This window comes from Prolinoborus fasciculus (genome assembly GCF_056724605.1).
In genome coordinates this window covers 1-25,691 of the sequence record NZ_JBWZQN010000052.1, presented here as the reverse complement: position 1 = coordinate 25,691, position 25,691 = coordinate 1, and the positions used below count along the sequence as shown (strand labels likewise).

Annotated in this window: 24 protein-coding genes and 4 tRNA genes; 13 read left to right on the top strand and 15 right to left on the bottom strand. The window is 42.4% G+C overall.

What is annotated here, in order from left to right:
* Window positions 1-258: 258 nt before the first annotated feature.
* The gene (locus AC1P5O_RS12320) at window positions 259-588 is read left to right on the top strand and encodes a four-helix bundle copper-binding protein (protein WP_004279668.1); all 330 of its coding nucleotides are present in this window, start codon (window positions 259-261) and stop codon (window positions 586-588) included.
* A 96-nt stretch (window positions 589-684) separates the two neighbouring features.
* Here the strand turns inward: AC1P5O_RS12320 and sthA are convergent, their stop codons facing one another.
* Complete coding sequence (sthA, locus tag AC1P5O_RS12315; RefSeq protein ID WP_004646501.1) at window positions 685-2,100, bottom strand: Si-specific NAD(P)(+) transhydrogenase; 1,416 nt, start codon at window positions 2,098-2,100, stop codon at window positions 685-687.
* A 213-nt stretch (window positions 2,101-2,313) separates the two neighbouring features.
* Here sthA and lipA point away from each other — a divergent pair, with 213 nt between their 5' ends.
* From lipA to AC1P5O_RS12300, 3 genes are all read left to right on the top strand, one after another.
* Window positions 2,314-3,327, top strand: a complete 1,014-nt coding sequence (gene lipA / locus AC1P5O_RS12310; RefSeq protein WP_004279666.1) for a lipoyl synthase — start codon at window positions 2,314-2,316, stop codon at window positions 3,325-3,327.
* A 354-nt stretch (window positions 3,328-3,681) separates the two neighbouring features.
* On the top strand, window positions 3,682-6,186 hold the full coding sequence (locus tag AC1P5O_RS12305) for an acyl-CoA dehydrogenase (RefSeq protein WP_004279665.1): 2,505 nt from the start codon (window positions 3,682-3,684) through the stop codon (window positions 6,184-6,186).
* Window positions 6,187-6,349: 163 nt separating this feature from the next.
* Window positions 6,350-6,745 (top strand): carboxymuconolactone decarboxylase family protein, encoded by a 396-nt coding sequence (locus AC1P5O_RS12300; RefSeq protein WP_318270403.1) that lies wholly within the window; start codon window positions 6,350-6,352, stop codon window positions 6,743-6,745.
* Between the two features lie 133 nt (window positions 6,746-6,878).
* On the opposite strand, the gene AC1P5O_RS12295 is transcribed toward AC1P5O_RS12300, so the two are convergent.
* The 9 genes from AC1P5O_RS12295 to AC1P5O_RS12255 all read right to left on the bottom strand — a co-directional run bounded on the left by AC1P5O_RS12295 (window position 6,879) and on the right by AC1P5O_RS12255 (window position 14,889).
* Window positions 6,879-7,754: an NAD(P)-dependent oxidoreductase gene (locus AC1P5O_RS12295; protein ID WP_004279663.1), complete on the bottom strand. Its 876-nt coding sequence runs from the start codon at window positions 7,752-7,754 to the stop codon at window positions 6,879-6,881.
* Window positions 7,755-7,769: 15 nt separating this feature from the next.
* Window positions 7,770-9,131: a pyrimidine utilization transport protein G gene (gene rutG / locus AC1P5O_RS12290; RefSeq protein ID WP_004279662.1), complete on the bottom strand. Its 1,362-nt coding sequence runs from the start codon at window positions 9,129-9,131 to the stop codon at window positions 7,770-7,772.
* Window positions 9,132-9,164: 33 nt separating this feature from the next.
* Entirely contained in the window at window positions 9,165-9,746 is a 582-nt protein-coding gene (rutF, locus tag AC1P5O_RS12285) for an NADH-dependent FMN reductase RutF (protein ID WP_005104605.1), read from the bottom strand.
* 79 nt (window positions 9,747-9,825) lie between these two features.
* Window positions 9,826-10,206, bottom strand: a complete 381-nt coding sequence (rutC, locus tag AC1P5O_RS12280) for a pyrimidine utilization protein C (protein ID WP_004279660.1) — start codon at window positions 10,204-10,206, stop codon at window positions 9,826-9,828.
* A gap of 66 nt (window positions 10,207-10,272) precedes the next feature.
* The gene (gene rutB / locus AC1P5O_RS12275; RefSeq protein ID WP_004279659.1) at window positions 10,273-11,001 is read right to left on the bottom strand and encodes a pyrimidine utilization protein B; all 729 of its coding nucleotides are present in this window, start codon (window positions 10,999-11,001) and stop codon (window positions 10,273-10,275) included.
* Complete coding sequence (rutA, locus tag AC1P5O_RS12270) at window positions 10,998-12,104, bottom strand: pyrimidine utilization protein A (protein WP_004279658.1); 1,107 nt, start codon at window positions 12,102-12,104, stop codon at window positions 10,998-11,000. The genes rutB and rutA overlap by 4 nt, the downstream gene beginning before the upstream one ends.
* A 336-nt stretch (window positions 12,105-12,440) precedes the next feature.
* Window positions 12,441-13,232, bottom strand: coding sequence for a pyrimidine utilization protein D (rutD, locus tag AC1P5O_RS12265; protein WP_004279657.1), 792 nt, complete (start codon window positions 13,230-13,232; stop codon window positions 12,441-12,443).
* 80 nt (window positions 13,233-13,312) lie between these two features.
* On the bottom strand, window positions 13,313-13,570 hold the full coding sequence (locus tag AC1P5O_RS12260) for a hypothetical protein (protein WP_004730148.1): 258 nt from the start codon (window positions 13,568-13,570) through the stop codon (window positions 13,313-13,315).
* A gap of 137 nt (window positions 13,571-13,707) precedes the next feature.
* Complete coding sequence (locus AC1P5O_RS12255; RefSeq protein WP_004279655.1) at window positions 13,708-14,889, bottom strand: S1C family serine protease; 1,182 nt, start codon at window positions 14,887-14,889, stop codon at window positions 13,708-13,710.
* A 170-nt stretch (window positions 14,890-15,059) separates the two neighbouring features.
* On the opposite strand from AC1P5O_RS12255, the gene AC1P5O_RS12250 reads away from it, so the two are divergent.
* The 8 genes from AC1P5O_RS12250 (at window position 15,060) to AC1P5O_RS12215 (ending at window position 19,163) form a co-directional block, all read left to right on the top strand.
* Window positions 15,060-15,818 carry a Nif3-like dinuclear metal center hexameric protein gene (locus AC1P5O_RS12250; RefSeq protein ID WP_004279653.1) on the top strand — a complete coding sequence of 253 codons (759 nt, stop codon included), beginning with the start codon at window positions 15,060-15,062 and terminating at the stop codon, window positions 15,816-15,818.
* 153 nt (window positions 15,819-15,971) lie between these two features.
* Window positions 15,972-16,598: a superoxide dismutase SodB gene (gene sodB, locus AC1P5O_RS12245; protein WP_004646486.1), complete on the top strand. Its 627-nt coding sequence runs from the start codon at window positions 15,972-15,974 to the stop codon at window positions 16,596-16,598.
* 148 nt (window positions 16,599-16,746) lie between these two features.
* A tRNA-Asn gene (locus AC1P5O_RS12240) sits at window positions 16,747-16,822 on the top strand.
* Window positions 16,823-16,827: 5 nt separating this feature from the next.
* A tRNA-Asn gene (locus AC1P5O_RS12235) sits at window positions 16,828-16,903 on the top strand.
* Window positions 16,904-17,194: 291 nt separating this feature from the next.
* Window positions 17,195-17,270, top strand: a tRNA-Asn gene (locus AC1P5O_RS12230).
* Window positions 17,271-17,276: 6 nt separating this feature from the next.
* Window positions 17,277-17,352, top strand: a tRNA-Asn gene (locus AC1P5O_RS12225).
* Between the two features lie 61 nt (window positions 17,353-17,413).
* Complete coding sequence (locus AC1P5O_RS12220; RefSeq protein ID WP_004279650.1) at window positions 17,414-17,857, top strand: DUF2726 domain-containing protein; 444 nt, start codon at window positions 17,414-17,416, stop codon at window positions 17,855-17,857.
* Window positions 17,858-18,173: 316 nt separating this feature from the next.
* Entirely contained in the window at window positions 18,174-19,163 is a 990-nt protein-coding gene (locus AC1P5O_RS12215; RefSeq protein WP_004279649.1) for a diaminopimelate dehydrogenase, read from the top strand.
* Between the two features lie 184 nt (window positions 19,164-19,347).
* On the opposite strand, the gene AC1P5O_RS12210 is transcribed toward AC1P5O_RS12215, so the two are convergent.
* From AC1P5O_RS12210 to glnA, 5 genes are all read right to left on the bottom strand, one after another.
* Window positions 19,348-19,611 (bottom strand): hypothetical protein, encoded by a 264-nt coding sequence (locus AC1P5O_RS12210; RefSeq protein WP_004279647.1) that lies wholly within the window; start codon window positions 19,609-19,611, stop codon window positions 19,348-19,350.
* 136 nt (window positions 19,612-19,747) lie between these two features.
* A complete protein-coding gene (gene ubiA, locus AC1P5O_RS12205) occupies window positions 19,748-20,626 on the bottom strand; it encodes a 4-hydroxybenzoate octaprenyltransferase (protein WP_004279645.1) in 879 nt (292 codons plus the stop codon).
* A 5-nt stretch (window positions 20,627-20,631) separates the two neighbouring features.
* A complete protein-coding gene (locus tag AC1P5O_RS12200) occupies window positions 20,632-21,138 on the bottom strand; it encodes a chorismate--pyruvate lyase family protein (RefSeq protein WP_004279643.1) in 507 nt (168 codons plus the stop codon).
* A gap of 2 nt (window positions 21,139-21,140) precedes the next feature.
* Entirely contained in the window at window positions 21,141-21,416 is a 276-nt protein-coding gene (locus AC1P5O_RS12195; RefSeq protein ID WP_004279642.1) for a hypothetical protein, read from the bottom strand.
* Window positions 21,417-21,506: 90 nt separating this feature from the next.
* Window positions 21,507-22,922 (bottom strand): type I glutamate--ammonia ligase, encoded by a 1,416-nt coding sequence (gene glnA / locus AC1P5O_RS12190; protein WP_004279641.1) that lies wholly within the window; start codon window positions 22,920-22,922, stop codon window positions 21,507-21,509.
* Between the two features lie 991 nt (window positions 22,923-23,913).
* Here glnA and AC1P5O_RS12185 point away from each other — a divergent pair.
* A complete protein-coding gene (locus AC1P5O_RS12185) occupies window positions 23,914-25,128 on the top strand; it encodes a tyrosine-type recombinase/integrase (protein WP_004279640.1) in 1,215 nt (404 codons plus the stop codon).
* Window positions 25,129-25,691 lie beyond the last annotated feature (563 nt).

Sequence of the window (25,691 nt, the reverse complement as noted above, 5' to 3'; positions counted from 1 at the left end):
GTCATCGTTCGGTGAATAACTTTATGGTGAATATTATGGCTGCTATAGTGGCTTATTGCTTAAATCCAAATAAGCCAACTTTCCAAAACTTGCTAAAAAGCTAAAATATTTCATCGAACTCAGGTTATAGATAGTAAATTCCTTAACAAAACAAAGCGCCTGTTTACTTTTCCTCACCTAATCTGCCTAGTGTATTTTCCTTTTTCTGCTTAGCGTATTAGAAAATCAGCAATAAACCTATGGAAAGAGGAAACGATAATGAATCAGCTTCAATTTTCAGATTGTGTGCAAACCTGTATGAACTGTTCCCTGGCATGTGCCAACTGTGCCAGTGCCTGTCTTAAAGAAGAAGATCTGGAGATGATGCGGGAGTGTATCCAGCGCTGTCTGGACTGTGCAGATATCTGTCAGCTTTGCGCCCGTATGGAACAAAAGCAATCTCCATTCATGCATGAAATATGTGAACTTTGTGCGAAAGCCTGTGACTACTGTGTAGAAGAATGTGGTCATCATGAAGATGAACATTGTCAGCAATGTGCCGAAGCATGCCGCCGCTGTGCTGAAGAATGCCGAAAAATGGCGGCTTAAAAATTCGATTTGATCAACTTGACTGACTTAATCACTTCCAATAAAAAAACCGCAAGTGAAGACTTGCGGTTTTTCTGTCTAAGTCAAATATCTCACTTAGAATAAACGGTTCATACCATTCAGTGTGGCTACACGATACGCTTCCGCCATAGTCGGATAGTTAAACGTGGTTTCTACGAAGTACTTGATGGTATTGTTCGGGCTGTTCATGACTGCCTGACCAATATGGATAATTTCAGAGGCATTATTACCGAAGCAATGTACACCCAAAACTTCCAATGTTTCGCGATGGAACAGAATCTTTAATTCACCCATAGTATCACCGGTAATCTGTGCACGTGCCAAATGACGGAATGATGCCTGACCGACTTCATACGGAATTTTTTCTTCAGTCAGCTGCTGTTCAGTCTTACCAATCGAAGAAATTTCAGGAATGGTATAAATCCCGGTTGGAATATCAGTCACCGGCGCAACGTCTTTCTCGCCGCTCATATTGGCACCTGCGCAACGACCTTGGTCATAGGCAGCAGAGGCTAGCGAAGGCCAACCGATTACATCACCGGCAGCGTAGATATTTTCTACTTCAGTCTGATATTGATCATTCACAGTCAATTGACCACGGCTGTTCGGTTTCAGGCCGACATTTTCAAGGCCTAGACCATCGGTATTGCCTGAACGGCCATTACACCACAAAATCGCGTCGGCTTTAATTTTCTTGCCGCTTTGCGTGTGCATCACCACATGGTCGTCAAATGTTTCTAAAAAGTCGATCTGTTCATTATGACGAATCAATACACCCTGTTCACGCAAGTGATAAGACAGTGCATCAGAAATTTCATCATCCAGATAGCTTAAAAGTTTGTGTTGGGTGTTGATCAAGTCGACTTTATGTCCTAGACCAATAAAGATCGAGGCATATTCACAACCGATTACACCTGCACCATAAATAATGATTTTCTGGATGGAATAGTCCAGATCCAGAATTTTGTCTGAATCAAATACACGTGGATGATTAAAATCAAGAATGTCTGGACGATATGGACGCGAGCCGCTGGCAATGACCAGTTGCTTGAACATCAGCGTTTCTTTAATGCCATCTGGGTTAAATACAAAAATGGTATTTTGATCCTGAATATAGGCACGACCATGATAAATATCAATTTTATTGCGGTCGTAGAAACGTGAATGTGTATCTACTTGTTGTTGAATAACTTTATGTGCATGACGCAACACTTGCTTCATGGTGAACTGCTTCCAGTCCCCGACTTTTTGAAACAGTGGATCACGTTGATAACGGATAATACTGGATACTGTTTGACGCAATGCTTTACTTGGAATCGTACCGACATGGGTACAGTTACCACCCAGCTGTTCACGCATCTCAACGATTGCAACACGCTTACCAGATTTGGCAAGTTTCATTGCCGCGCCTTCGCCCGCAGGGCCCGAACCTAGAACTACCGCATCATATTTAACGAAAGTCCCACTAACGACCTCTTTTTTACGTGGCATTCAACGCTCCTCAAAATTAAAAAATTCACTTTAATCTACACTCTTATTATGACGTAAATCCTGTTGATTTGGTGTATTTAACTCACATATATTGCTTGATAAGAACATTTTTTAAATGAATACCCCTTTTTGCCCTATTTAGAACGAAGTCCGTTATAATAACTGCGCTATCTTTGAGTATCTCCCCCTTCAAAAACAGTGGAAAAGTTGAATATGTCTGAAAACCGTAAACCTGAACAGGGCGTCAAACTTCGCGGTGCGGAAAAAGTTGCCCGCATTCCTGTAAAAGTTGTTCCTACGGTTGAAACGCCACGCAAGCCGGACTGGATCCGGGTGAAAATGGCGGCACCTGAAGAAGTTCAACGTATTAAAACCACACTACGTCAGCAAAAATTACATACGGTGTGCGAAGAAGCCGCCTGTCCAAACCTGCCTGAATGTTTTGGTGGCGGTACTGCGACTTTCATGATTATGGGCGATATCTGTACCCGTCGTTGTCCGTTCTGTGATGTGGCTCATGGCCGTCCAAATGCACTCGATGCAGATGAACCGCGTCATATGGCAGAAACTATTGCCAATCTGGGTTTGAAATATGCAGTGATCACTTCGGTAGACCGTGATGATTTACTGGATGGCGGTGCACAGCATTTTGTAGATTGTATTAAAGAAGCGCGTGCTCTAAGCCCGAATACCCTGCTGGAAATTCTGGTGCCAGATTTCCGTGGTCGTATGGATATCGCGCTGCGCATCATGACTGAATGCCCACCAGATGTGTTTAACCACAATATCGAAACTGTACCGCGTTTATATAAAGCCATGCGTCCAGGTTCTGACTATCAACACTCTTTAAACCTGCTGAAAATGTTTAAAGAATACTGCCCGGACGTACCAACCAAATGTGGTCTGATGGTCGGTATTGGTGAAACTGAAGAAGAAGTGCTTGCCCTGCTTGATGATTTATATGCGCATGGCGTAGATTATGTGACGATTGGTCAGTATTTGCAGCCTTCAAAAGAACATGCAGCGATTGACCGCTTTGTGACACCTGAAGAATTCGAGCGTTATACCGAACATGGTCAAAAACTCGGCTTCCGCAATATCTGGGCAGCACCAATGGTTCGTTCAAGCTACTTTGCCGACCGCCAATACTACGGCGAACCTGTACCAGCAGTGCGTCGTAAAGTGGATCCTGCAAAAAAAATTGCAGTCCAGGCCATTGAAGCTTAGTCCTGTTTAAACAAATGAAATAAAAGCCCTCTCTTGTAGAGGGCTTTTTAATATCCATAATTGAAATTCTACTCAGCGTTAAACGCCATTTTTTATTTTAGATAAGATTAAGTCATTACTTATCTTCACATTTCTTTGCGCGTTCTCACTTGAAGACTGAGCATTTTTCAAACAATCTCAAAAATAGATGAAAGATTTAAAAATATCGTTGCAAGACTTGAAAACGATCATTCTCACACGTGCAATGCTGAACCTGTCCGATCCTCAAGCGACAAAAAAAATGAATGAACTGTGACAAAAATTCTATGAGATCTCGGCACAGGCAGCGTTGTATAAATCTGGAGAACTATAACAATGCTATTTATATTTGCTGTACTACTGCTATTACTTAGTTTATGGGCGGTTTTCTATTTTCAGCTCTCCCGTAGCGCGGGTGCAATTGCACTAATTGTCATGTCAGTAGTCTGTGCCTTTATTAGCCCATGGTCACTTATTCTCGGCATTCCGCTGATCCTGATTAGCCTTGTGGTGATGATCGACCCTTTACGTATGTCGTTCATTTCTAAACCGGCCTATAAAGCACTGGCCAATGCCATGCCTAGTATCAGCCCGACAGAACGTGAAGCACTGGACTCCGGAACCAGCTGGTGGGAAAAAGAACTGTTTATGGGTGCACCGAACTGGGAAACCTTTAACAGTTATCCCTATCCCAAATTATCGCTAGAAGAACAAGCTTTTCTGGACAATGAGGTTGAGACCTTGTGCAGCATGCTGGATGAATGGGAAATCCATGAGCAGAAAGCGCTGCCTGATCATGTCTGGCAATATATTAAGGAACATGGTTTCTTAGGCCTGATTATTCCCAAAGAATACGGCGGTCGTGCCTTTAGCTCCTTTGCCCAAAGTCGGGTGATGAGCAAGATTGCTTCGCGATCTCTGACCACAGCCGTGAGTTGTATGGTACCGAACTCACTCGGACCAGGCGAGCTGTTACTGCATTATGGTACCGAAGAACAGAAAGACCGTTATCTGCCGGGTCTGGCGCGAGGCGAAGAAATTCCCTGTTTCGGTTTGACCAGTCCGGAGGCCGGTTCCGATGCTGGTGCAATTCCTGATACCGGTGTAGTCTGCTATGGCCAGTTTGAAGGTCAGGAAGTACTCGGTCTGAGAATGAATTTTTCCAAACGCTGGATTACTTTGGCACCAATTGCGACAGTGGTGGGTCTGGCCTTTAAAATGTATGATCCGGATCATCTTTTGGGTGAACAGACTGAATATGGCATTACCTGTGCCCTGCTTCCTGCCAGTCATGAAGGCGTAATAGTGGGACCACGGCATAACCCGGGACCGCCATTCATGAATGGAACAGTGGAAGGTAAAGATGTCTTTATTCCACTGGACTGGATTATTGGTGGCGTAAAAAATGCCGGTAAAGGATGGCGCATGCTGATGGAATGTTTGGCAGTCGGTCGTGGCATTTCCCTACCAGCGCTGTCTACTTCTACTTCAGAAATGACTTATTTAAATGTGGGTGCTTTCTCTCGTATTCGTCAGCAATTCAAGATTTCAGTTGGCAAGTTTGAGGGTGTTCAGGAAGCCAATAGTGAAATCGCCAGTGACACCTATATGCTGGAAGCCTTCCGTTATCTGGTCACCTGTGGTCTGAATCAGGGTGGCAAGCCTGCCGTAATGACGGCGATTGCCAAATACTATGCAACTGAAGGCATGCGTAAAGTGGTCAATCACGGCATGGATGTGGTCGGTGGTCGTGCCATTCAGATGGGGCCGCGTAACTTTCTGGCACCTTACTATCAGGCAATTCCAGTCTCCATTACCGTCGAAGGCGCCAATATTCTCAGTCGTTCCTTGATGATTTTTGGACAGGGTTCAATGCGCTGCCATCCTTATCTATATGAAGAATTACAGCTCTTACAGGCAGAAGACTCGGCAGCGGCTCTAAATCCTTTTGATAACTTGCTGTTTAAGCATTTGGGTTACACCTTTAACCGGACTGCTCGCTCCTTTGCCTATGCCTTTACAGGTGGCTCAAGTGCTGCGCCGCAAAGTGCGGTTGATTTCACCCAGCCTTATTATAAGATCATTAATCGGCTGAGTGCCAACTTTGCTTTAACTGCGGATATGTGCCTAGGTTTACTCGCAGGGGATATCAAACGTAAGGAAATGCTTTCGGGTCGTCTGGCCGATATTCATGCACATCTGTTTATTGCTTCCTCAATTCTGAAATATTTTGAGCATAGCAAAAAGACTGAAGATGAGCGTTTACATGCACAGCTTGCGGTAGAAAAGTCTCTGTATACAGCGCAAGAAGCTTTTTTCGATCTGTTTGCCAACTTTCCATCAGGTGCAGCAGCAGGTATGGTCAAACTGTTATGTTTCCCACTTGGCCGCCCATTGAAAAAACCGTCAGACCAGCTAAAACAGCAGGTAGCCAACAGTATGATGGAAGACAATGCTTTCCGGAAAGTACTGAAAAAGCATGTTTTCTATAGCACAGCGGAAGATGATGTAAATGGTCGTATGGAATCAACCTTCACCATGTTATTGGAAATTGAGCAGCTTTGGGATCGCTTTAAAAAAGCTGAAAACAAAGGTCAATTCAAGGGACTCAGTTTTGCTGATCATGTGGCTGATGCGCATGAACAAGGCTTTATTAATGAAGAAGAAGCCAATAAGTTACTGCACTATAATGCGCGTCGCTATGACAGCATGTTGACTGATGTCTTCGATTTGCATTTACAGGAAGTATTGGAGCTGGAAAATCCTCATATTTCGAAAGCAGATGCAACAGGTACTGATACTTCAGTTCAAAGTGCACCTTCACATTCAACCAGTCCTTAGATAGAACTTTTATCTAAATCAGACCTTGATTACAAAGTGAAGTTATTTCCTGATTTCACTTTGGATATCTCAAGTGGCTATTAAGCCACTTTTTTACGACTATTGCACGATGGTATTTAAGAGATAAAACGTTAAGCTAGACTCATAATAAAATTGAGGGTCAATGATGTCACAACAAGATTATGAAAATGGCTTGAAAGTCCGTACTGAAGTGATGGGTTCAAGCTTTGTAAAGCGCGCTCAGGACAATACGGTTCCTTTTACTCAGCCTTTGCAGGACTGGATTAATGAACATGCCTGGGGTTCGACCTGGCAACGTGAAGGGGTTTTACCACGTAAATATCGTTCTTTAATTACTATTGCTTTTCTTACCGCGCAAAAAAGCCCAACTGAATTGAAAGGCCATGTTCGTGGCGCTTTGAATAATGGTGCAACAGTTGAAGAAATTCAGGAAGTACTACTGCATAGCCTGCCTTACTGCGGTGCCCCAGCTACTCAGGAAGCCTTCCGTGCAGCGCTTGAAGTGATTCAGGAATATCAGACAAATCAACAGAATTAAGAACTGCCTAGGCTATTTAACTGGCTTATCAATAATAAAGCCGGGAATTAAAATTCCCGGCTTTTTAAATTTTAAACTGATATATCTATAGCTATAACGTCTTTAACACTGTCTTTAATATTGTTTGAAAAGATTATCCTCTTAATTTAATTTGAGTCCGCTGTTCCAGTCCTTGCACCGCAGCGGAGAAATCCAGCTGACTGGCCTGTGGTTTGGCAATCTGCTGAAACTCTTGCTGAACCAAAGACATTACTGATAAATCCAGTTGCTGTTGCTGTACCAACTCCAAGGCAATGCCAATATCTTTCTGTAATAGATCCAGTGCAAAGGTCTTATTAAATTCACGGCTTAGTACACGCTGTGCCATGATATTTTCCGACATGCTGCTTTTACCACTGGAATGATTAATACAGTTTAGTGCACTGCTTAAATCAACACCCTGCCCTTTCAGCACAGTCAGCCCTTCAGCCAATGCCCATAAGTGAGTCGCCATTAAGGTATTATTCACAGCTTTTACCGCAAAGCCAGAACCGCTTTCTCCCACATATTCAATCAGGCCAGCAAAGGCATCAATGATCGGTTTGGCTCGTTCAAAGGCTTGTTCATTGCCACCCACCATCACAGTTAAAGTGCCTTTTTCTGCCCCAACAGTCTGACCGGATACTGGAGCATCCAGATAAAAACTGCCTTGTTGCTCCAAGAGCTTCGCCAGTTTTTGGGCAGATTCCGGTACACCGCTGGTACAGTCAATCCAGATTGCACCTTGTTTGGGTGGATGGGCTGCAATCAATGCTTCCACATCCTGACTGGTCGGCAAACAGGAAAAGATAAAATCTGCCTGAACCGCCTGCTTAATACTCACTGCTTGAGTTGCAAAAATTTCAGCATGCGTTACAGCTTTCTGTTCAGTTCGATTCCAGACCCAAACCTGATGCCCGAGTTTTGGCAAATGGGAGGCCATATGCCAGCCCATTGCCCCGAGTCCTAAAAATGCAATTGAATGACTCAAAAAATGCTCCTCATATTAAGCGACTGGCTTAGCCTCAACCTCAGTTACGGTTTCAGCTGGTTCAGATGCTGGCAATTCTTTATCTTCACCACGATTTAGGAACAGGTTCAACAAAATCGCAGCCAAAGTCGCAGTACCGATACCACCCAAATCGAAACCACCAATCTGCAAGCTATAATTACCTGTCCCCATAATCAGACACACCGCACCAATAATCAGGGTACTGTTCTTGGTAAAATCAACATGGTTATCCACCCAGATTTTGGCACCCGCCACAGTAATCAACCCGAAGACCACAATCGATGCGCCACCCAATAAAGCTACTGGAATGGTACTGATCACCGCACCAAATTTAGGTGAAAGTCCCAGCAAAATAGCGAAGATCCCGGCAAAAATAAATACGGTGGTGGCGTACACTTTGGTCACTGCCATCACACCGATATTTTCAGCATAAGTGGTCATCCCGGTACCGCCGACAGAAGCGGATAATGAAGTACAAACCCCATCTGCAAAGAAACCGCGTCCCATATACGGCGACAGATTTTTACCAGTCATTGCGGATACCGCTTTAAAGTGCCCAAGATTTTCTGCAACCAGAATAATGGCCACTGGTGCAATCATCAGCATGGCATTCATTTCAAAGACCGGACTCTGGAAATTCGGCAAACCAAACCATGCTGCTTCACTGACTTTGGTAAAATCAATCGCAGATCCGAAGCCCATGACGTTTGTGAAAAGGAAGTAAATCAGATAGGAAGACAATAAGCCCAATAACAGCAACAGACGGCGTACCATTCCTCGGGTAAACACAGCAATCACACTGATACAGATAATGGTGATTAATGCCATCCAGGAATCAAACTGGTTCGCTGAAACACTCTTAATTGCGACTGGCGCCAGGTTCAAACCAATGATCATCACAATCACGCCTGTCACTACTGGCGGCATCAGTTTTTCAATCCAGTTGGTACCGGTTTTCATGACCAGCAGACCAATCAAGGCATAGACAATACCGCAAGCAATGGTACCGCCAAGCGCCAGCCCGATATTGGGATTCGCCCCTGCTCCGGAGTAGCCTGTGACCGCCACCACGGCGCCAATAAAGGCAAAACTAGACCCCAGATAACTTGGCAATCGACCGCCAGTGATCAGGAAAAATAAAATGGTGCCAATCCCGGTAATAAAAATCGTGAGATTGGGATCAAACCCCATTAAAAGTGGCGCCAGCACGGTTGCCCCAAACATCGCAAACACATGCTGTAACCCGAGAATAATACTTTTCCCAGCAGGCAGATATTCATCTGTTTGCACGGGTGTGGTATCGAGATTGCCTTGGTAAGGCTTAAATTTTGGAAACCACGTTTCTTTTTCTTGCATCGGCTTCCCCTCCTTGATTAGGACTGAATTGATTTAGCACATTTTGTGTGGCTCACAGTAAGAACGGTTAAAGTACATCAGCGCATTGCCTTGACTCTGGCACATGGCTTTCACCTCACAGAACAGCACGTCATGACTGCCTACGGATAAACATTGGACCACCTCGCAGTCAAAACTGACTAAGGCATCTTCAAGTACAGGCGACTGGGTCACCAAAGTTTTCCAGTTCCCCTGACTGAAACGCTCTGCCATTGGTGTTTTTCCACCAAACAGATTGGAAAGATTTTGTTGATGTGATGCCAGGGTATTCACACACAACACCTGATTCTTTTTAAAGGTTTCATAGACTGACGCAGAACGGTTCAGGCACACCAGTAACGTTGGTGGTGTATCCGTCACGCTACATACGGCCGAAGCGGTAAATCCAGCCATTCCTGCATCGCCTTGCGTGGTAATGACATTCACTGCAGCACCTAGATTAGACATGCCCTGACGGAAAATCTGCTGATCGACCTGGGTAAAGATGTCATCTGATGCGTTAGTCGCCAAAACCTTATTTAATGCGTTATTTTCTACAACTGTTTCTGTGATGATTTTAGATAGTTTGGCATTCATGCTGTTCTCCCTCCCCCAAGTCAATATTCAGTTTCAGACCTGGGGCATCTAGTAATGAGATTGAATCAGGTGGATCGGCTTATACATGGGCAATCGAAGCAATTTCGACCAGCGCATCAGGTTTGGCCAAACCTGTCTGTACGCAATAACGTGCCGGTTTATCTCCCGGGAAATACTCAGCATAAACTGTATTAATCGCAGCATAATCTGCCCAGTCTTTGACAAAGACATGGTTAAACGTTACGTCATCCATGCTGCCACCGGCTTCTTCAATCACACGCTTGATAGTTTCCAGAATATGACGGGTCTGTGCTGCGGCATCACCGACATGCACCACATTATTATTTTCATCAAAAGCTAATGTACCGGATACATACACAATATTGTCTGCCTTGGTTGCCGGTACATAAGGTGCTAATGGTTTCGATGTTCCTGCTGGAATAATGATTTCTTTAGGCATACTATTTTTTCCTTAATTCTGATCTTTAATTCTTTATGCGCTTACAGCTGATTTAGTTTCTTTTAGTTACTCACTTTCTTTTTGAAAGGTCTCGACAAAATTTGCAGTATCTGACACCCAACCAAAGAAGGTCTTGATGTTATACAGACTGGCTTCATGAGCTTCGGCTGGACCTGCCTGATAGCAGGCATCAGCAAGTGCGACACCGAAATACTCCAGGAAGAAGCCATCACGTAGCGTCGATTCCACACAAACGTTGGTGGCAATTCCGACAAAGACCAGATTACGGATTCCTCGCACACGCAACATGCTGTCCAACGCGGTATTAAAGAAACCGCTATAACGTGGCTTTTCGATCACCAAGTCTTGTGGCAATGGCTTTAACTCATCAATCAGTTCAAAATCCCAACTACCTTTGGCCAATAACTGTCCCTGTAATTCAGGATGTTTACGCATGGTCTTTAAGGCATTGGATTTATGGAAATTTGGAGAGTCCTTACCACCCGCTTCCTTATATTCCGCATCCCAGCCATTTTTGAAATAAATCACCTGAATACCAGCTGCATGTGCAGCATCAACAGCCTTTTTAATATTTTCCACTACTGGCTTGGTCTTTGAGACATCAAAGCCCGCCAGATCCAGATAGCCGCCTTGCGAGGTATAAGCATTCTGCATATCAATGACGATCAAAGCTGTTTGTTCTGGTGCAAGACAAATCGCTTCGGGTTCAGCTTTAAGGGTTTTTCCTGTGCCGAGTTTTTCAGTAAAACCGGCTGTTACGACTGATTCACTCATGCGCTTTTCTCCATAACCGGTGCTGCATCTTCAATGACAATATGATCACGACATTTCATCAGTGGCTGGATTTTCTGACCGAAATTTTCAACGCCTTGAATAAAATCATCAAAAGTCAGTAGCACACCTTCGGTACCCTTGATCTCGCCAATTTCATCCAACATTCGTGCCACATTTCCATAGGAACCCACCAGCGTACCCATATTGATATTCACTGGAGATACACTCGAAGCCATTTGACGGATATTGGTATCTGTACCAGAAGTCGTATCTTTACCGCCTTGATTCATCAGCCAGTTAATCGCTTCCATGTCGGCACCATCGTTATAGTGCTGCCATTTGGCTTGAGCTTCTTCATCAGTTTCTGCAGCAATCACCATAAACAGCACATAAGTCTGTACATCACGGCCAGTTACATCTGTTTTTTCTTTTAGGCGGTCATTAATTTCTGCATAAGCTGTTGGAGTATTCAAGCCTTTACCAAACACGAAGTTATAATCGGCATATTGTGCAGAAAACTCTAAACCTGCATCAGACTGACCTGCGCAGATAATTTTCATATCCGCTTGTGGACGTGGGCTGACACGGCAATCTTCCATCTGGAAATGTTCGCCCTTAAAGTCTGACTTACCAGTCGCCCAAAGTTCACGCAGAATTTGTACATATTCAGACAGATATTCATAGCGTTTACCAAAATAGTCATTACCTGGCCACATACCCATTTGGGTATATTCAGGTGGTTGCCAGCCAGTCACCACATTTAGACCAAAACGGCCATTAGAAATAGAATCAATGGTAGACGCCATACGTGCCACAATTGCCGGTGGCATGACCAAAGTGGCTGCCGTTGCATAAATTTGAATTTTGCTGGTCACGGCTGCGAGACCCGCCATCAGGGTGAAAGTTTCCAGGTTATGTTCCCAGAATTCGGTCTTGCCACCAAAGCCACGCAGCTTGATCATGGAGAGTGCGAAATCGAAACCATAGTGTTCAGCACGTTGTACGATTTGTTTGTTTAACTCAAAAGTCGGCATGTACTGTGGTGCATTTTCAGAGATTAACCAGCCGTTATTTCCAATTGGACAGAAGACACCTATTTTCATTTTCACACCTCATTATTTTTAACACTTATTCAAAATTCTGATTCCACTTCGGGAATTTTATTTACAAGATAAACATTGCAAAGCGTGTGCCAACTATATTTAATTTATAATTATCAATTACTTAATATTTTATTTTTTGAATTTTTAGTAAAATAACCATTTTTACCTATGAGTCAATTTTGAACATATTGTTTCATTCAAGTGCACTCGTAGCAATTTTTGCATTTGCAGTTCATGCATCAATTCGAAGTAAAAACCATGCTGATGCTACAAAAATGATTGATTAGAAAAAATAAAAAACCAGACACGAGGTCTGGCTTTAAAAAAATCTTCAAACTAAGGGGAAATCAGGAATGAAAGGATCAGTTGATTCACCTGATCTGTCTCGGTCACAGTAGATGCATGTGCACCTGTAGCAAGCAAACTTAGCTGACTATGCGGCAAGCATTGCTGTAATTGCTGTGACCGTTGATAAGGCACCAGGAAATCATTCTGATTGGCAAGCAGATGTATAGGAATATCTTTGAGTGCCTGTTGATGTTCTGTGTTTAGTTTAAAAGTCTGCACGGCTTGTAGGCGTGCCAGAACATTTTTGATCGGTGGAAAGTCAAGGAGCTGCTTATTTTCTGCTTCGGTTAACTGATCAATATGGGTTGAAATCCACTGCGGCGGATAAAGAAATAAAGCCTGTGCTCTCACATATGCCTCTGCCTTGCTATTGAGCAATAACGAAGTCCGGGCTTCGAAACACTTCTGAGTATGAGCATCCAGCTCTCCCCAAGCATTTAACATGGTCAAACTGAGCAGCTTAAACTTTCTTTCAGCCTGATAGGTCGCCAGTTGCATGCCGATATGTCCGCCCAACGCATGCCCGATAAAATGAAACTCTCGAATGCCATCATTGATCAATAAATCCAGAATCTGGCCGGCCATATGGTCGATCGAATAAGGCGTGGGCAAGAGTTCAGAATCTGAATGACAGCCTTCCTGGTCATAAGTAACCACATGAAAATGCTGCTGTAAAACTCTAATTTGAGGATTCCAGAAACTGGCATGTCCGCCCAGTCCGGACGAAAGCACCACATAAGGTGCATCTGCCTGTGCTGCATGATGAATAAATAAAGACATAAATTTCTCATAGTTTAAATATGAGATGAACGCAGCAAAATATATGCCTAAACAGGACCTTTTTTGAACAACTGTTAAAATTACAGCCAGTAGACATTAAAGCTGTAATAAAATTCTTGTACTTCAAAACGTACGTTATAACCCAGATCTGTTAACTCGGCAGACAAGGCACGGATATCTTCCAAAGGCAGATGTTTGGGAAAAACTGTCAGTACCGCTGTATTGCCTTGCCGGGCATTATCTTCAATCAGTTGCGCCAGACGTGGCTTATACATTTCAATATTCAGGTTAGCAACATTAGATAAAATTTTGGCCTGATCTGCCGTCATAAAATTCATTTTTATTTTCTCTTTTAATGTTATTTCACTAAGCTAAATGATTTATAAAACGCTTAATATTTCACTTTTGTATCAGAACATGCTGAAAGAAAGTATAAAAAAAATCCCTCATCATGAGGGATTTTTTTTAATCAAACTTATTGGCCTGGCAGAGGAATATATTGTGAAGCACTGTCTTGTGCCTTACGTTCAGTCACCACAACCTCTAGGATCATGGTTTTTCCTGCCCGCTCAATTTCAATCTGAATGGTACTGTTTGGCTTTTGCAAGGCCACAAAATTAATCAGATGTGAGGCAGAACTAATCTCTTCCTCATTTACTTTCATAATCTTATCGCCACGCTGGATTCCAGCCTTGGCAGCAGGTCCATTCGGTAGCACTTCTGCGACCGTCACACCTTTTTCTTTGGGTTGCAGGACATCATCACGCTCTGCAGGTAATAAGCTGATCCCTAACCAGCCACGAACCACACGGCCATCTTTCAAAATGGCATTCATCACCTGCTGACAAATTTTGGCCGGAATGGCAAAACCAATCCCCAGCGAACCACCAGACTGCGAGAAAATTGCAGTATTCACACCAATTAAATTACCGGCGACATCAATAAGTGCACCGCCCGAGTTACCCGGGTTAATTGCAGCATCGGTCTGTACAAAGTCTTCATAGGTATTGATACCCAAATCTGAACGGCCCGTTGCCGAGATAATCCCCTGCGTCACGGTTTGCCCAACACCAAAAGGATTACCAATGGCCAGAACCACATCACCGACTTCATTGCCACTGAGTTTAAATGGCAAAACTGGCAATTGCGTCAGTTCAATCTTGATCACGGCCAGATCGGTATCCGGGTCAGTTCCGACCACTTTAGCTTCGGCACGACGTCCATCCTGCAAAGCCACTACAATCTGATCGGCCTGCGCAATCACGTGGTTATTGGTCAGGATATAACCGTCTGGACGTACAATTACACCCGAACCTAAACTGTTTTCATTCGGGCTTTGTCCATACTGGTCAGGCAACTGATCGCCAAAGAATTCACGAAATACCGGATCGGTCAGTAAAGGATGCGCCTGTTGCTTGACTTTTTGGGTAGTAAAAATATTCACGACAGCCGGGGCTGCCACTTTTACAGCAGCACTGTAGGAGACCACGCCTCCTGAGCGCGACGTATCAATCAACGGCTCTACTTTTTCAGCAGGCATTTTGACGCCATCTGGCGCAACTGGTGCCTTTGGTTTTTGTAGTTGTTGCCACCCCAAAAAACCGATAATGACTAAAATCAGTAACACCCAGGGTAACCATGTAAAGGTGCGGCGCACGTTGCTATCCTCTAAAATATTTTAATTCGTTGATGACTAAGTAATTTGTGTCCTATTGTAATGCTAAATACATAACTAAACACAAAAAATTCCACAGAGATTTGTGCAGCTTTAGTTACAATTAGACCTATAGATAAATATGGGCAAGTTTTTAAACTTACAGGAATTTTATGGCGAATTTGAACGATATTATTCAATGGTGTGACCAGACTTTGGCAGCACGTGAATTTAAGGACTATGCACCGAATGGCTTGCAGATTGAAGGCAAATCCGAAGTGAATAAAATCCTCTGTGCCGTGACCGCCTCCCAGAGTGCAATTGAAGCTGCAATTGAGCAAGGCGCAGATTTATTGCTGGTTCATCATGGCTATTTCTGGAAAGGAGAAGCCTATCCGATTACGGGAATGCGTGGTAAACGCATTAAAACCCTGATTCAACATGATATCTCACTGGTTGGCTATCATCTGCCTTTAGACAGTCATCCAACACTGGGAAATAATGCCGCCATTGCGGATTTATTAGAACTCGAAAATATCGAACAGCTTGATCCGAGTGAGAAACGTCCAATTGGCAATATTGGCTATTTAAAACAGCCAATGAGTCCGGAAGATTTTAAAAATTATGTTTCAGAAAAGCTGGGCTTTGATGCGATTCATCTTCCTGCTGAAAAAACTCAAATCCATAAAGTCGGTTTCTGTACCGGTGGTGCGCAGGATTATATTCAAAAAGCGGCACTACAAGATTGTGATGCCTATATTTCAGGTGAAGTGAGCGAACGCACCTTTTATGAAGCTCAGGAACTGAATGTGCATTATTATGCTTGTGGCCATCATGCGACTGAAAAATACGGTGTGCAACGCCTTGGCAAGGCTATTTCAGAACAGTTTAATATTGAGTATGATTATTTCGAATTAAACAATCCGATTTAATTCGACTGACGGTTATGATCAGTGGCTTTATTCATATATTTTCAGGCTTTATTCTGTATTGTTATTTATACACGATGCCCATTTCTGCCCGATTATCTATTACAATAAAGCCACTTATTGTTAAAACCCAGCAAAATGCAAGGAATTGAGAACATGACAACCATTACTTTACCAGCATTACCTTACGGCTACGAAGATCTTGCTCCACACATCAGCAAGGAAACTTTAGAATACCATCACGACAAACACCACAATACGTATGTGGTTAACCTGAATAACCTGATCGCTGGTACTGAGCTTGAAGGCAAAACTCTAGAAGAAATTATTACAGCAACTGCTGGTGATGCTTCTAAAGCAGGTGTTTTCAATAACGCGGCTCAAGTTTGGAACCACACGTTCTACTGGAACTGTATGGCTAAAAACGGTGGCGGTAAAGCAACTGGTACTTTGGCTGCAAAAATTGACGAAGCTTTCGGTTCTTATGAAAAATTTGCTGAAGAATTTGCTGCTGCTGCAACTACTCAGTTTGGTTCAGGTTGGGCTTGGTTAGTGGCTGACGAAGTAAACGGTCAGCTTTCTATCATGAAAACTTCAAATGCTGATACGCCAATGGCGCACGGTAAAATTGCAGTGTTGACGATTGACGTTTGGGAACACGCTTACTACATCGATTTCCGTAATGCTCGTCCTAAGTACATCTCTACTTTCCTAGAAAGCCTAGTAAACTGGGATTATGCAAATGCGAAATATGCAGGTCAGCCTGCAGGTGTTGAGAAATAATTTTTTATTTCTTTGCTAAAAAAATCACCCACTTCGGGTGATTTTTTTATTTTTAGGCTCTAAATGAATATTTATGAAGCAAACAATTCATTTCTTTACATTAATTGATTGACGACCTGGTTATTCATCCCTAAAATGCCGATCAGATTCTCCAATAGCTCAGTCGGTAGAGCGACGGACTGTTAATCCGCAGGTCCCTGGTTCGAGCCCAGGTTGGAGAGCCATATATTCTTCCATAGCTCAGTCGGTAGAGCGACGGACTGTTAATCCGCAGGTCCCTGGTTCGAGCCCAGGTGGAAGAGCCAAGATTCTGAAGAAACCCACTCATTGCGAAGTGGGTTTTTTTATAGCTGTATTTTTTAAATTGAGATCATATTGATTTATATGCGCGATCAACCGCTCATTTCTTATGATCCAGATCACTTATCAAAATTCAGGCTGATCGCGATTTTGCTGTTAGGACCGGTTTACATAAACATAACAGTTTAAACTACAAACCTTTTCGACTATTTTTAAAACACTTGATTCAATTTCTTCAGCTTTTTTCTAAAAGTGCCTTGACCCCTTTTCAAATCTCTCTATAATCGCTGTCAGATTCTCCAATAGCTCAGTCGGTAGAGCGACGGACTGTTAATCCGCAGGTCCCTGGTTCGAGCCCAGGTTGGAGAGCCAATCTATTCTCCCATAGCTCAGTCGGTAGAGCGACGGACTGTTAATCCGCAGGTCCCTGGTTCGAGCCCAGGTGGGAGAGCCAAGATTCTGAAGAAACCCACTCATTGCGAAGTGGGTTTTTTTATTCTCCCCTTTTGTGATCTGTGTTTAATTTGAGTCAGTTTATATTTTTTGTGATTGGCTGCCTGGCAACTTTTGCATTAGTTTGCCTGCTCTTCCCACATCTCTTCACCCGTCAAAAGAAATTCTATCCGAAGCGCGTCATTACTGCTTTTGAAAGCAGGATGTTTACACGTCTGAAAGATGCCTTTCCTCATCATCACATTCTGGCACAAGTCGCGTTTAGCGCTTTGATCACGCACGATCAGATGAAAATGCGCAATCAATTTAATCGCAAAGTCACAGACTTCGTGGTACTTGATCGTGAATATAATGTAGTGGCGATTGTCGAACTGGATGATCCGAGCCATATTGGCAAAGAGCAGGAAGATGCTGAACGCGATGCCATGCTGATTGCAGCAGGCTATACCGTGATTCGATACACCCAGATTCCGACTATCAGACAACTGCAAAGGGATTTAAAATAAATTAAGCTGCAATTTCGATATTTCTCGCTGCAGCTTGAATTGGATTAATCAAAGCCTCCTGCTCCGCTTTTAATTTCTCGGCAGCTTTTCATGCTTCAAAACTAACCTATCCTCGTCCAATTTAGCGTCTCATCACAAGCATTCTCAGTTAAACCTGCCTTTCTGCAGGATTAGGGTGATAAAGTTTAAATTATCGCTCTATAATCCTTTCGAAAACAAAATATAAGTCAGATGACCTGATTGGCCTGTTCCATTTCTGGCCATCATCACCTTGCTTATTTTTGGCGTTGTTTTTTTATTCAGTGATCGTTTATTTATGCAAAATTCTATTCGTATTGGTATCGCGGGTTACGGTAATCTTGGCCGCGGTGTTGAAACTGCCATCCAGAAAAATCCTGATATGCAGCTTGTCGGTATTTTTACTCGCCGCTCACCAAGCAGCGTCTCTCCTTGCTTTGCAGAAACTCAAGTGTATAGCATGGATGCACTATTAAATGAGTTTAGCGATAAAATTGATGTGCTGATTCTTTGTGGCGGCTCTAAAGATGACTTGCCACAACAGGCGCCTATCTTTGCAAGTAAATTCAATACTGTAGATAGTTTTGATACGCATGCACGTATTCCGGAATACTATGCTGCAGTCGATGCACCCGCCCTTGCTAACAAAAAAACAGCCATGATTTCTATTGGCTGGGATCCTGGCATGTTCTCGATTAACCGTTTATTTGGTGAAGCGCTATTACCAGATGGCGAAACTTATACTTTTTGGGGTAAAGGCTTAAGCCAAGGCCATTCGGATGCGATCCGCCGTGTACCTGGGGTGAAAGCTGGTGTTCAATATACCATTCCATCCACTGATGCTATTGAACAAGTCCGCAGTGGCGCACGACCTGAGTTAAGCACCAAAGATAAACATCATCGTGACTGTTATGTGGTCTTGGAACAAGGAGCTGATGCAGCAACAGTTGAACAAACCATCGTCAGCATGCCTGATTATTTTGCAGATTATAATACGACTGTGAATTTTATCAGTGAGGAAACTTTACTGAAAGATCACCAAGATATGCCACATGGCGGTTTTGTCATTCGTAGTGGTAATACCAGTGATGCACAAAAACAGGTGATTGAGTTTTCTTTAAAGCTGAATAGCAATCCAGAGTTTACTGCAAGTGTTCTAGTGGCTTATGCCCGTGCCTGCTACCGTCTGAATCAAACTCAGCAATATGGTGCCAAAACAGCCCTAGATGTAGCACCTGCCCTACTTTCAATTAAATCTTCAGAACAATTGCGCAAAGAATTGCTTTAAGATGATTTAAATATAGCCACCGATCGGATGATGGGTGGCTATATTTTTCCATTCTAGAATACAGCTTGCCTAATTACTAAGTATCGAATATCTACAGTCAAATCATCGTTTGCAGAAACCCATGCAACTATCTACTACACAGACATTTGCAGTATTAGACAAGTGCAAAGGGATTTTAGATAGATTAAGGTGCTGTTGCACTACTTTCAGACGCAGCTTGAGTTGAATCTGCCTTAACATCCTGCTCTGCTTTGAGCTTTTCCGCAGCTTCTCGTGCTTCAATACGCGCAATCATATCTGTCTGCTGCTGCTTGTATTTTTCCTGATTTTTAGCATCACTATTCACTGCAAGAAATGCCATACTAATTAAAAATACCGGAATACAAAGTGCAAGCGTACCGAAGATCAATAGCTTTTTGACACTGCGGGGCTGTGGCTGCTCGGACATAACAAACCTGCTTTAATTTCGTCATTTAATTACACTGCCCAATATAACAAAATAAAGTCATAGCTCAAGCCTTATAGATTAGGCAATAACAAAAGCATCCTTATAGGACGCTTTTTTCTCAGTCGATAGACAGTCACTACCTCAAAGCCAGTAGTATTCCTGCAAAAATAATCAGTCCAATCCAGCGGTTATGCCTAAACGCCCAGAAACACAAATGTGGATTTTTATCTCGAGTTTTAAACCATTGGTAAATAAAATCGAGAGTGACAACAATTAATGCAGCCAAACCAAATGGAATCAGTAAATTTTCTAGCCAAAGTGCTACAGCAATCAAAAGAATACTAATGGCCTGCAAAGCGCTAATGATCTGAATATCATATCGACCAAATAAGATCGCGGTTGATTTCACCCCAATCTTTAAATCGTATTCACGATCTGCAATTGCATATTGGGTATCATAGGCTACGGTCCAGGCCAGATTACCAAAATATAGAAGCCAGCAGGTTAAATCCGGCGTTTGTCCAACTGCGGTATAAGCCATCGGAATCGACCAGGAAAATGCTGCACCCAAAAAGACTTGAGGTAAATGGGTATAGCGCTTCATAAAAGGATAAATAAACGCTAAAAATAAAGCCCCAAATGACCAGTAAAAAGTTTCGATTGGCAGAAAAAATAGCAAGCAGGCACTGGCAGCCACCAAAACCAGAAATACCATTACGGCCTCTTTGGCACTGATAATCCCGGTCGCTAATGGGCGGTTTTTAGTACGCTCCACATGTGCATCGACTTTACGGTCAGCAAAATCATTAATGGCACAGCCTGCCGCCCGCATAAAAATCACACCCAAAATCATGGGAATTAAAATTTCAATACGTGGCATGCCCTGAGCTGCAATCCACAGCGCCCACATGGTAGGCCAAAAAACCAGTTCAGTCCCAATCGGTTTATCAAAACGACAAAGATAATAATAGGCGCTAAGACGCTCACGCCAGGTGATTGCTTGTGCGGTTGCCATAAAAATCAAGCCCGTGAATTTTGTATAAAGTGTTCAAATGCCGGTAAAAATGTTTCTTGTACGATAAATTTACAGCCGTGCCAAGTATAGCAGCTCTGACGGGTCCAGCCCTCATCTAAAAGTACCACCCGGCGCTGGCACAGTGGATTAGTGCGCTGAAACAGAAACCAGCCAATCGGTTTGGTGCCAATATGCTGAAAAATTCGGGCTTTTTTTTGCAGGCTTAAAATCGGAAAGATGCTTTTGGCTTTCACCCAAGGAGACTGTTCCGAGCCGTAGAGATAACTTTCACGCACCCAGGAAGTATGCTGATGTGACATCTGCATCCATTTGGCATTGGCAAAGCTTAAACGCTGAAAATGCTCTTGAATTGGCTCGACATGGAATTGTCCTTGCGCCAAATCGGTCAGTTGTTGCGTGAGTGAACCCGATGCATACAGCCACGGTTTTAACTCAACAGGCAGAGTTGACAGCAGCACACGCTGATTTTGATTTCTAGAACGACTATTCATTGTTAACAGTTATCTGTTTTTGCAATGATTTCATATTTGCCTTGTGGGGTTTTAATTAAAATAAAACCTTCAGCACTCAAATAAAATGATTCTGGATAAGCATAATCCAGCGCTATTTCAGGATTTTTCAGCGCCACAAATTGAGCCTGCTTATAACCCTCGGGAGTCCGCCCCACTTCAAGATAAGTCACTTCAGAGAAGTTCAACTTAAAACCTTTGTTATGATCTTTTGGATCAATCCATGGATAAAAGCTGGTGTGCTTTTTACGTTGTGCCATTTAAGCCCATCAATCATTTAAAATTATAAATAGATGATACAAAAAAACCCGCGACATGCGCGGGTTTTCTTCGCTTTAATTCGTGATGAATTACAAGCTGTAGTACATATCAAATTCAACTGGGTGAGTAGTCGTGTTTAGACGACGAACTTCTTCAGTTTTAAGCTCGATATAAGCATCAAGCATTTCTTTCGTGAACACGCCACCTTTTAACAGGTAATCATGATCCGCTTGAAGTGCTTCAAGCGCCATATCCAGGCTATGCGCCACTGTAGGGATTTTTGCTTCTTCTTCCGGTGGAAGATCGTACAAGTTCTTGTCAGCAGCTTCACCTGGGTGGATCTTGTTTTGAATACCGTCAAGACCAGCCATCAACAATGCCGCGAAACCTAGGTACGGGTTCATCATTGGATCTGGAAAACGCGCTTCAATACGCTTGCCTTTCGGGCTAGACACGTAAGGAATACGGATAGATGCAGAACGGTTACGCGCTGAGTAAGCAAGCATAATCGGTGCTTCGAAATGTGGAACCAAACGCTTATACGAGTTTGTAGAAGGGTTAGTGATCGCATTCAAAGAACGGGCATGTTTAATTACACCACCGATGAAGTACAACGCCATTTCTGAAAGGCCTGCATATTCATCACCAGCAAACAGGTTTTTGCCGTCTTTAGAGATCGACATATGCACGTGCATACCAGAACCGTTATCGCCAACCATTGGTTTAGGCATAAAGGTTGCTGTTTTTGCATATTGATGCGCAACGTTCCAAACCGCATATTTGAACTGTTGAACTTCGTCTGCTTTACGCACCATAGTGTTGAAGCTCACACCAATTTCTAACTGGCAAGAAGCAACTTCGTGGTGATGTACTTCTACACGACCTGGACCCATGATGTCTTCGATACGCGCACACATGTCTGCACGCATGTCATGTGAAGAATCTACAGGAGGAACTGGGAAGTAACCGCCTTTTACGCGTGGACGGTGACCAGAGTTACCGCCTTCGTAGTCTTTGTTAGTTGACCAAGCAGCTTCTTCAGCGATCAATGTATGGCGCGCGCCAGACATGTCGATTTCCCATTTTACTTCGTCAAATACGAAGAATTCTGGTTCTGGACCAAAGAATGCAGTATCACCGATACCGGTAGATTTCAAATATTCTTCTGCACGGCGCGCAATCGAACGTGGGTCACGATCATAACCTTGACCAGTTGATGGCTCGATGACGTCACAAGTTACAACAACTGTTGGCTCTGCAAAGAACGGGTCGATAAAACCTGTTGCCGCATCCGGACGTAAAATCATGTCCGATGCTTCGATGCCTTTCCAACCTGCAATTGAAGAACCGTCAAACATTTTGCCGTCTTCAAATGTATCTTCATCAATACTGTCTGCTGGGTAAGTGACGTGTTGCTCTTTACCCTTGGTATCAGTAAAGCGAAAATCGACCCATTTTGCGCCACTTTCTTGTATGAGTTGAAGGACCTTGTTCGCCATGCTCATTTTGCTCCGATGTTTTTGTTGCACCCGTGAAGTGCGTGTTAGCAGTTGATAGTTATTAAGCAATTACCGTACCAACTTTTAAAAGTATAGATAAAATCTTGAAATCTTTATAAGAAATCATGAAGTGACAAAAATACTTTGCGGCTATTATACTAGCTGCAAAACTAAATGCACTATATTCAAGCATTCTTCATTTATTTTATTTCAGCTTTATTTTTTAGCGCACCTAAATAGTGCATGTATCTATAAAAATGTATAAGAAACATAGCTTTTTATAGCAAATATGCTGCTTTTTCTTACTTTTGTTATATTTTTACTTGTTTTTGGATAAAAATTGAGCTTTTTTTAGTAGATATCAGTAAAGAAAATTTTGCGATTCATTTGGGATTGTATGCCTATTATGAGGCATTTTCTTTAAATCTACTTTCAATAGAAAAGTTTATATAAAGCTTAATTATTCAAGTGATGTTTTTTTCATCAAGCATTTTACCTCTCTTTGACCTTAATTTTTTCATTTTTAAGTTTTACTCTAAAAAATAGCCTTTTAAATCTTTCTATGAGTAAGCCTATTACTTTAAATCATTATAAAATTTTATTTAATTTTCTACAGGTTTTTAAAGCCAATAAATTGAGCGAAATTGTTGCGCCGAATGGGGCTATTTTTTGCTATGATGAAGCGTGCTTTATTTTCACACAATGAAATCAATGATTTAGTTGTGTCAGGCAAGTGCTTGCAACACGTATAAATAAAGTACGATCTGGACAACATTAGCACATTTAAGTGCATTAATTTCAATAGGTTAAGCTCATGCTTTTAATGGTCGAGAATTATCATAATAATTAAATACTGTAAAATACCATTAAATTAAAATCCCTATGTCTTTATTATCAATCGTTTCGGCTTAAATACCATAAAATAGAATTAAATTGTATTAATCGCTTTTGTGAGTAATATAGTGAGTAACAATATTTAATCTCTTGCGTTACTCACATGCTTAACGATACCAAGCTAAAAAAACTAAAACCAATAGAAAAGGCATACCGTATTGCTGATCAGGGTGGACTATGTATTGAGGTTCGCTCTACCGGTACAAAACTGTGGCGTGTGCGTTATCGGTATGCAGGAAAAGCCTCAATGATCAGTCTGGGTGAATACCCTATTGTAAGCTTGGCCGAGGCGCGTCAAAAGCAAGATGAAATCAAATCACTGCTTGCAAACAATATCGATCCAGCTGTGCATCGTCAGCAAGAAAAAGCCGCTATGCTCTGTGATGAAAATAGTTTTGAGGCGATTGCAAAAGAATATGCTGCGGATCGACTGAAGGACAAATCTCAAACCTATGTTGATGCTTTTCATCGGGCGATGGAAAAGGATATCTATAAAGTTATTGGCCACAAAAATATTAAAGATGTGACCTCTGCTGACGTTCTGAAGATTATGCAAAATACAGTAAAGCGTGTTAAGAGTCAGGATAATCGCGGCACTGGTGAAGTTACTGCAATTGAAAATAGGAAGAAAATTGGCTCTGTGATGAGATATGCCATTGCGACATTAAGAGCTGAGAATGATCCAACTTATGCGGTGCGTGAAGTCATTGCACGGCCTGATGTTGAACATGCAAGACCATTAAGTTTGGCTGAACGAAAGGTGTTTAGAGCGCGGATCGATAGTTATGGTGGTGCTGAGTCAACGGTCAATTCTATTTTATTTTTGTTCTATACCATGCTTCGCACAATTGAGGTGCGTCGACTGCAGTGGTCATTTATTGACTTCGAAGAAAGAACTATTACTTTTGAAAAACAAACCCGGGAGCAGCTTAAAAAAGGCATGCGACTAACTAAGAAGAATAGGACGCATGTAGTGCCAATGTCTGAACAGGTTTATCAACTTTTACTTAAGCAGAAGAAGCTCACTGGCCGCAAGAAGTATGTTTTTGAAGGTGTCTATAAGGGCGGGATGATGCCAGCCACTACAATCAATCGTGCACTGCAATACATCATGCAGAACGTCACGGCACATGATTTCCGCGCTACGGCATCCACCCTATTGAATGAGCTTGGTTATGATGAAAAGTGGATCGAGACTCAACTGGCTCACGCTGATGAGAATAAAACACGTGCATCGTATAACCATGCCAAGTATTTAGCAGATCGTAGAAAAATGATGCAGGACTGGGCTGATATTGTGGATGGATGGAGGGGGTAAATTGAAGTTAAGGTTTTTATATCAAAATTCCGACTAAGTTAAAGTCGATACCCTTAACTGTGAGCTTTATATTTATAGAAGAATTTAGAAATTTTTTAATAATGAGGAAATATAATGGAAAAGCCGCACATTTACTGCGATAGAAAAATTATTAAGTGTTCTGTTTGTGGAGCATGGGATGACTATAGTTTTAACGATACTCAGCACTTTTATCTTATTGCTGCTGCCGAAGGTAAGCAAACTCGTGGACTCTATTCTATAGAGAGTATTAGGTGTAAAGAGTGCAATAAAGTGGCTAGAAATAATCAAGACCCTTATTTTTATTATTGAGGAATTATTTATTAAAGTAAAAAACAAAGCCCTCATTTGAGGGCATTTATCTATTTTATTAGAATATTGTTCTCTAGTGAGTTATTCAGTCTTATTTAAGAACTTTGGTGGTGTTTCAAAAAGTATGCTGAAACAAAGTAGGTTGAATTTTGATAAAATAGAGAAATGCGAATAACTCTAGAAATCAAATGTCCAACCTGCCTCAGTGACAGTATAAAGAAAAATGGCATCAA

Coding starts and splice junctions, on each gene's coding strand:
- AC1P5O_RS12195 (WP_004279642.1), bottom strand. CDS start 21,416: ATGGCACAACGTAAAAAGCACACCAGCTTTTATCCATGGATTGATCCA.
- AC1P5O_RS12250 (WP_004279653.1), top strand. CDS start 15,060: ATGGCGAATTTGAACGATATTATTCAATGGTGTGACCAGACTTTGGCA.
- AC1P5O_RS12305 (WP_004279665.1), top strand. CDS start 3,682: ATGCTATTTATATTTGCTGTACTACTGCTATTACTTAGTTTATGGGCG.
- rutA (WP_004279658.1), bottom strand. CDS start 12,104: ATGAAAATAGGTGTCTTCTGTCCAATTGGAAATAACGGCTGGTTAATC.
- rutF (WP_005104605.1), bottom strand. CDS start 9,746: ATGAATGCCAAACTATCTAAAATCATCACAGAAACAGTTGTAGAAAAT.
- lipA (WP_004279666.1), top strand. CDS start 2,314: ATGTCTGAAAACCGTAAACCTGAACAGGGCGTCAAACTTCGCGGTGCG.
- AC1P5O_RS12215 (WP_004279649.1), top strand. CDS start 18,174: ATGCAAAATTCTATTCGTATTGGTATCGCGGGTTACGGTAATCTTGGC.
- glnA (WP_004279641.1), bottom strand. CDS start 22,922: ATGAGCATGGCGAACAAGGTCCTTCAACTCATACAAGAAAGTGGCGCA.
- rutC (WP_004279660.1), bottom strand. CDS start 10,206: ATGCCTAAAGAAATCATTATTCCAGCAGGAACATCGAAACCATTAGCA.
- AC1P5O_RS12320 (WP_004279668.1), top strand. CDS start 259: ATGAATCAGCTTCAATTTTCAGATTGTGTGCAAACCTGTATGAACTGT.
- AC1P5O_RS12185 (WP_004279640.1), top strand. CDS start 23,914: ATGCTTAACGATACCAAGCTAAAAAAACTAAAACCAATAGAAAAGGCA.
- AC1P5O_RS12300 (WP_318270403.1), top strand. CDS start 6,350: ATGATGTCACAACAAGATTATGAAAATGGCTTGAAAGTCCGTACTGAA.
- ubiA (WP_004279645.1), bottom strand. CDS start 20,626: ATGGCAACCGCACAAGCAATCACCTGGCGTGAGCGTCTTAGCGCCTAT.
- AC1P5O_RS12210 (WP_004279647.1), bottom strand. CDS start 19,611: ATGTCCGAGCAGCCACAGCCCCGCAGTGTCAAAAAGCTATTGATCTTC.
- sodB (WP_004646486.1), top strand. CDS start 15,972: ATGACAACCATTACTTTACCAGCATTACCTTACGGCTACGAAGATCTT.
- sthA (WP_004646501.1), bottom strand. CDS start 2,100: ATGCCACGTAAAAAAGAGGTCGTTAGTGGGACTTTCGTTAAATATGAT.
- AC1P5O_RS12200 (WP_004279643.1), bottom strand. CDS start 21,138: ATGAATAGTCGTTCTAGAAATCAAAATCAGCGTGTGCTGCTGTCAACT.
- AC1P5O_RS12260 (WP_004730148.1), bottom strand. CDS start 13,570: ATGAATTTTATGACGGCAGATCAGGCCAAAATTTTATCTAATGTTGCT.
- rutD (WP_004279657.1), bottom strand. CDS start 13,232: ATGTCTTTATTTATTCATCATGCAGCACAGGCAGATGCACCTTATGTG.
- rutG (WP_004279662.1), bottom strand. CDS start 9,131: ATGCAAGAAAAAGAAACGTGGTTTCCAAAATTTAAGCCTTACCAAGGC.
- rutB (WP_004279659.1), bottom strand. CDS start 11,001: ATGAGTGAATCAGTCGTAACAGCCGGTTTTACTGAAAAACTCGGCACA.